The organism is Xanthomonas cucurbitae, from assembly GCF_002939885.1.
In the GTDB taxonomy this organism is placed as follows: domain Bacteria; phylum Pseudomonadota; class Gammaproteobacteria; order Xanthomonadales; family Xanthomonadaceae; genus Xanthomonas; species Xanthomonas cucurbitae.
On the sequence record NZ_MDED01000005.1, the window covers coordinates 140,862 to 147,559 of the forward strand.

Sequence of the window (6,698 nt, forward strand, 5' to 3'; positions counted from 1 at the left end):
GCAACCCCAACAGATTGCGGGCTGGCGCGCAGGCTGTCACGGCCGGCGCTGCCCTGCCGCCACCATCAGCGATGCAAGCAATATGCCAGCAGCGGCGCGGCAACAGCCATGCCGCGCCAGCCCGCGCCGGCATGGCCGTTGCCGCAGACGCCGCCTACTTGCGCGCCGCCGCGCTGGCATCGCGGATGGCGCGGAATTGCGAATCGCCGCTCCAGTTTGGCCATTGCCGCGAATCGGCCAGTTGCTGGCCCAGCGTGTACAGCACGCCCAGGTCGCGCGCGGCGCCAGCGAAGGTCCAGTCCGGCTTCCACTCATCGCCCTGCTGGTGGTAGCGCTTGGCGGTGTAGTCATCGGCGGCAGCCTTGCCTGCGGCCACGCCGCCCACTTCCCAATCCTGCCCGGCCGCATACGACAGCGCCGGCACGCCGCGCTTGGCGAAGGAGAAGTGATCGGAACGGAAGAAATAACCGGCCTGCGGCTTGGGATCGGGGGTGTAGCGCAGCTTGGATTGCGCCGCCACGGTCTTGAGCTGGTCGAGCAGTTCGAGCTTTGCGGTGCCGTAGATGCCGAAGTCGCGCGAGGGCACGAACGGGTTCATGCCATCCATGTTGATGACCGCCACCGTGGTGTCCAGCGGGTACAGCGGCTTGGAGGCGTAGAACTCCGAACCCAGCAAGCCCTTTTCCTCGGCGGTGACCGCCAGGAACACCACCGAGCGCTCGGGCTTGGGCCCTTTGGCAAAACCACGTGCCAGTTCCAGCAAAGCGGCGGTGCCGCTGGCGTTGTCCAGTGCGCCGTTGAAGATGGTGTCGCCACGCGCATCCGGCTTGCCCACGCCGATATGATCCCAGTGCGCGCTGTAGATCAGCGTCTGGTTGGGCCGCTTGCTGCCTTCCAGACGTGCCACCACGTTGTGCGAGGTAATCACGTCGGATGTGACCTGGTAGCGGGCGCTCAGGCCCTGGCCCTTGAGTTCCACCGGCTTGAAGCCGCGGGTCTGCGCCTGCTGCTTCAATGCATCGAAATCCAGGCCGGCGCGCTTGAACAGCGTGGCCGCCAGATCGCGCTGGATCCAGCCTTCCAGCGTGGGATGCGCCGCGCGCGGGTTGTCGCGCACCACGTCGAACATGGTGTTGGTGTTGGAACTGGCCACGGTGTCCCAGCCATAGGAGGCCGGTGCGGTCTCGTGCACCACCAGTACGCCGAGCGCGCCCTGGCGTGCGCCTTCTTCGTACTTGTAGCTCCAGCGGCCGTAGTAGGTCATGCCGGCGCCGTCGAAGGCGCCTTTGCCGGTTTCGAAGTCCGGGTCGTTAATCAGCACCAACGCGATCTTGCCCTTCAGGTCCACGCCCTTGAAGTCATCCCAGTCGCGCTCGGGCGCCTTGACGCCATAGCCGACGAATACCAGCGGTGCGTTGGCGATGTCCACGGTGGACGAGCCGTCGAGCGCGGCGCGGATGGCGATCTGCTTGCCCTGGGTCAGCGGCTGCGACTTGCCGGCATCGGCCAGCGCGATGGTCGGTGCACCGACGATATCGGCGCGCCGCAGCGGTACCGCCTGGGTCCACAGCCGCTTGCCGTCGGCCAGATCGCCACCGGGCTGCAGGCCGGCGGCGGCGAACTGCTTGCTCAGGTAGGCCACGGTCTTGGCTTCGCCAGCGGTGGCCGGGCCACGGCCTTCGTAGGCGTCGGAAGCCAGTTCCTTGACGTCGCGCGAGATGCGCGCACCGTCGAACGTCGGCGTCTGCGCCAGTGTGGCGGTCGAGACCGCCATTGCCAGTAGTCCTGCTGCAACTCGCTTCACTGCGCACTCCGGTGTGATCGAACAAGCCCGGAGTGTAGGTCAGGACGCCGGCAGTGGCTGCATGCACGGCAGGGCGATGACGCTGGATGCCTGCCGGCGCTGCATCACCGCACCGACACTGCGCAGCCCTCGCGCGCGGCGTTGTTCAAAACAGATCCACGCTCCCGACCTGCTGGATGCTCTGCTGCAACTGCCCGCTGGCAATCAGCTCGGCATACACCGCGGCACGGTTGCGGCCGTGCTGCTTGGCCCAGTACAGCGCCTTGTCCGCCTCATCCAGCATTTCGCTGATGAGCCGGCCATGGGTCAGCTCCACGATGCCGGTGCTGAGGGTGACCTGCCCCACCTGCGGAAAATCGTGCCCGGCCACCGCCGCACGGAACCGCTCGAACAAGCCGACGGCGATATCGCGATCCACCCCGCGCAGCACGATCACGAATTCCTCGCCGCCGAAGCGGAACAACAGGTCGTCCTGCCGGAACGCGCGCTGCATCAGCTGCGCCACCAGCAACAGCACCTCATCGCCATACAGATGCCCGAAGGTGTCGTTGATGCGCTTGAAGTGATCGATGTCCACGATCCCCAGCCACACACCCTGCGTCGCTGCGGCCTCGGCACTGCCGGAAAACAGCTGCAGGATCACATCGTCGAATGTCTTGCGGTTGCGCAGGCCGGTCAACGCATCGCGCTGGGCGTCGTCGAGCAGACTGCGGTAGTTCTGGAAGAACCGCGCAAACCCCTGCAGCATCGCCTGCTCGGCGGCACCGGGCGCGCTTGCCCCGCCCACCCGCAGGCAGGTGCGGATGCCACGCGCTTCCATCATCGGGTAGACCAGCAGCGAGCGGCCATCCTGCTGCAGTTGCAGCACCTCGCCCGGGCCATGCAGCTCGGCCAATTGCGCACGCATCTGCGCATCGTGCAGCTCGGCCACCGTCAACGACAGGCGGCCGTCGTCGCGCAACCGGCTTTCGGCCATGGTGCGGCTATCCGGGGCGATCCGCAGCAGCGACAGTTCCTCGACGGCGCACACCTCGCGCATGGTGCGCAACAGGCTCAGGTCGAGCAGTTCCGCATCGCGGATGGCGCTCATGTCGACCATGCGTTCCAGCAACGGCGTCGCGCTCATCGACCCCTCCGCCGGGCGCACGCGGGCCCGCCACCGCAAAGGCGGCCTGTTGGCAGACAACGGGGACGGCAACGCAGAGGCTTCACGACGGCGACCAACAATCAGGTAGCCGGTTCATCGGCGCAGGTGACACAAACTTGAGATCACGCGCCGGCCGGCCTCAGCGCGTGACCGGTTGGCCGCCACGCGGCGGCGGGCACGACCGCGCGCCGCCACGCCGGGCTGCGCCGTTCACGGCAATGCCGATTCCAGTGCATCCTCGCCCAGCGCATGCGCCTGCATCAGGCGCCGGCTGCCGGCATTCAGGCCTTTGACCTGCACCTCCAGCTCGTGATGCCGCAGCCGCTGCACCACCTTGTCCAGGGCGGCCACGGCGGTGATGTCCCAGAAGTGCGCGCGACCGACATCGATCACCACACGGCGGCCGGGCACCTGCCGCGCATCGAAGGCATCGATGAATACATCGGCCGAGGCGAAGAACACCTGCCCGCGCACGTTATAGGTCCGCACGCCGTCTGCGCCATCGTCGTGGGTGATCTGCAGCAGCCCGGCCACCTTGAAGGTGAAGAACACCCCGCTCAGCACCACGCCCACCGCCACTCCGGCGGCCAGGTTGTCGGTGGCCAGGGTCACCGCCACGGTGGCCAGCATCACCACGCTGGAGGTCCGCGGGTGGGTGACGACGGTGCGCAACGAGCGCCAGTCGAAGGTCTCCGCCGAGACCATCACCATGATGGCCACCAGCGCCACCACCGGCACCTGCGACACCCACGGCTTGAGCAGCACCATCAGGATCAGCAGGAACACGCCGGCAAATAACGTCGACAGCCGGCCACGGCCGCCGTACTTCACGTTGCCCACGGTCTGCCCGATCATGCCGCAGCCGGCGATGCCACCGAACAGGCTGGCCGCCGCGTTGGCCAGGCCCAGGCCGGTGCATTCGCGGTTCTTGTCGCTGGGGGTATCGGTGAGCTCATCGACCACGCGCGCGGTCATCAACGATTCGAGCAGGCCCACCATGGCGATGGCCAGCGCCGGCAGCGCGATGATGCGCAAGGTCTCCAGCGTCAGTGGCACCGCCGGCCACTGCAGGAACGGGAGCGCAGTGGGCAGCTTGCCCAGGTCGGCCACGGTCTTCAGCGGCAGCTGCAGCACGCTACCGGCGATGGTCAGCAGCAGGATGCAGAGCAGCGGAGAAGGAATCGCCGATAGCCCCGGGATGCGCAGGCGCGGCAGCCCGTAGATGATCGCCAGGCCCGCCCCCAGCATCGCCCAGCTGGCCAGGTTGGCGCCCAGCAGATGCGGTAGCTGCGCGGCGAAGATCAGCACCGCCAGCGCGTTGACGAAACCGGTGCGCACCGAGCTGCTGACGAAGCGCATCAGCACGCCCAACCGCAGCAACCCGAACAGGATCTGCACGGCGCCGGCCAGCAGCCCCGCCGCCAGCAGATACGGCAGGCCATGCACCGCGACCAGGGGCGCCGCCACCAGCGCCACCGACCCGGCCGCCGCCGAGATCATGGCCGGACGGCCACCGCAGAAGGCGATGACGATGCCGATCACGAAGGAGGCGAACAACCCCACCTGTGGGTCCACGCCTGCGACGAAGGCGAATGCGATCACCTCGGGAATCAGGGCGAAGGTGGCAACCGCACCGGCCATCAGTTCGCGCGCGGGCGAGGCGCGCCATTGCGCCAGTTCGGCACGCAGCAAGGACATTCGTGGACACTCCAGGGACAAGAGGGACAGCGCGTGGCCATCCGGAGGTGCGAATTGTGGTCCAAACAACCGCTTCCGGTGTGACTGAATCGCCAAAGCCTCTTTCTGTGGCGCAAATCACGCCCCGATCCGGGGCCCAGGAACAAGATGCCCCCCTTACTGGGCCCGGGTGTCGGGCTCGCTCACCCACGGAGATCCGCATGTCCATCCTCAGGACCGTCACCGCCGCTGCGTTGGCCACCGCGCTGGCGCTGGCTGCCGCCCCGGCACACAGCTATGCCATCAGCAACAACCGCATCGTCGACGACAACGGCAATGTCGTGCAGCTCAAGGGCGTCAACGTATTCGGTTTCGAAACCGGCAACCATGTCATGCACGGCCTGTGGGCGCGCAACTGGAAAGACATGATCGGCCAGATGCAGAGCCTGGGCTTCAACGCCGTGCGCCTGCCGTTCTGCCCGGCCACGCTGCGCAGCGACACTCAGCCGACCAGCATCGACTACAGCCGCAACGCCGACCTGCAGGGCCTGACCGCGCTGCAGATCCTCGACAAGGTCATCAACGAATTCAATGCGCGCGGCATGTACGTGTTGCTGGATCACCACACCCCCGACTGCGCGTCCATCTCCGAACTCTGGTACACCGGCTCCTATTCCGAAGCCCAGTGGCTCACCGACCTGCGATTCGTGGCCAACCGCTACAAGAACGTGCCGTTCGTGCTTGGCCTGGACCTGAAAAACGAACCGCACGGCGCCGCCACCTGGGGCACCGGCAATGCCGCCACTGACTGGAACAAGGCCGCCGAGCGCGGTTCGGCGGCCGTGCTGGCGGTGGCGCCGAAATGGATCATCGCGGTGGAAGGCATCACCGATAACCCGGTGTGCTCCACCAACGGCGGCATCTTCTGGGGCGGCAACCTGCAGCCGCTGACCTGCACCCCGCTGAACATCCCGGCCAACCGCCTGTTGCTGGCGCCGCATGTGTATGGCCCGGATGTGTTTGTGCAGTCGTACTTCAACGACAGCACCTTCCCCAACAACATGCCGGCCATCTGGGACCGCCACTTCGGCCAGTTCATCGGCACGCACGCCCTGTTGCTGGGCGAATTCGGCGGCAAGTACGGCGAAGGCGATGCACGCGACAAGGTCTGGCAGGACGCACTGGTGAAGTACCTGCGCAGCAAGGGCATCAACGAAGGCTTCTATTGGTCGTGGAATCCCAACAGCGGCGACACCGGCGGCATCCTGCGCGACGACTGGACCACGGTGCGCCAGGACAAGATGACGCTGCTGCGCACCTTGTGGGGCACCATCTCCAACACTACTCCGACTCCAACTCCGACGCCTACTCCCACACCAACGCCGACGCCTACTCCCACACCAACGCCGACTCCGACGCCCACCCCGGGCACCAGCAGCTTCAGCACCAAGGTGATTCTGGACAGCAGCTGGAATGGCGGCGCGTGCAACCGCGTGCAGGTCACCAATACCGGCACCGCCAGCGGCACCTGGTCGATCGCGCTGCCGGTCACCGGCACGGTCAACAATGCCTGGAACGTCACCTGGTCGCAGACCGGCAATACGCTCAAGGCTAGTGGCGTGGACTTCAACCGCACGCTGGCCGCCGGCGCCACCGCCGAATTCGGTTTCTGCGCGGCTAGCTGAGCATCGCGTGGCGGGCACCGGGGTGCCCGCCACATCCGCCACATGCAGCCAGGTCGCTGACCAGACCACCGCGTAGGAGCGCACCCGGGCGCGATGAGGCGTCACCGTTATTCCCATCGCGCCCAGGTGCGCTCCTACCGCTTTGTGCGTCACCGAATTGGTGTCGGTCTGACTTATCGATCGTGGTGGTAACGCCACTGCGCGATCGCAACTGCACTGCAAAAAAACCCGCCTGTGTCCCTGTAGGAGCGCACCCGGGCGCGACGAGGCGTCACCGTTATTCCCATCGCGCCCAGGTGCGCTCCTACCGCTTTGTGCGTCACCGAATTGGTGTCGGTCTGACTTATCGATCGTGGTGGTAACGCCACTGCGCGATCGCAACTGC

4 protein-coding genes are annotated in these 6,698 nt (G+C 66.6%); 1 reads left to right on the top strand and 3 read right to left on the bottom strand.

Features of this window, described 5'->3' with window-relative positions:
• Positions 1 to 154: 154 nt before the first annotated feature.
• The 3 genes from XcuCFBP2542_RS04840 to XcuCFBP2542_RS04850 form a co-directional block, all read right to left on the bottom strand.
• On the bottom strand, positions 155 to 1,804 hold the full coding sequence (locus XcuCFBP2542_RS04840; protein ID WP_104602476.1) for a M28 family metallopeptidase: 1,650 nt from the start codon (positions 1,802 to 1,804) through the stop codon (positions 155 to 157).
• A gap of 145 nt (positions 1,805 to 1,949) precedes the next feature.
• A complete protein-coding gene (locus XcuCFBP2542_RS04845; RefSeq protein ID WP_170066949.1) occupies positions 1,950 to 2,930 on the bottom strand; it encodes a GGDEF domain-containing protein in 981 nt (326 codons plus the stop codon).
• A gap of 231 nt (positions 2,931 to 3,161) precedes the next feature.
• A complete protein-coding gene (locus XcuCFBP2542_RS04850; RefSeq protein WP_104602477.1) occupies positions 3,162 to 4,649 on the bottom strand; it encodes a SulP family inorganic anion transporter in 1,488 nt (495 codons plus the stop codon).
• Between the two features lie 200 nt (positions 4,650 to 4,849).
• Here XcuCFBP2542_RS04850 and XcuCFBP2542_RS04855 point away from each other — a divergent pair, with 200 nt between their 5' ends.
• Positions 4,850 to 6,313, top strand: coding sequence for a cellulase family glycosylhydrolase (locus tag XcuCFBP2542_RS04855; protein WP_104602478.1), 1,464 nt, complete (start codon positions 4,850 to 4,852; stop codon positions 6,311 to 6,313).
• Positions 6,314 to 6,698: the final 385 nt, after the last annotated feature.

Coding starts and splice junctions, on each gene's coding strand:
- XcuCFBP2542_RS04855 (WP_104602478.1), top strand. CDS start 4,850: ATGTCCATCCTCAGGACCGTCACCGCCGCTGCGTTGGCCACCGCGCTG.
- XcuCFBP2542_RS04850 (WP_104602477.1), bottom strand. CDS start 4,649: ATGTCCTTGCTGCGTGCCGAACTGGCGCAATGGCGCGCCTCGCCCGCG.
- XcuCFBP2542_RS04845 (WP_170066949.1), bottom strand. CDS start 2,930: ATGAGCGCGACGCCGTTGCTGGAACGCATGGTCGACATGAGCGCCATC.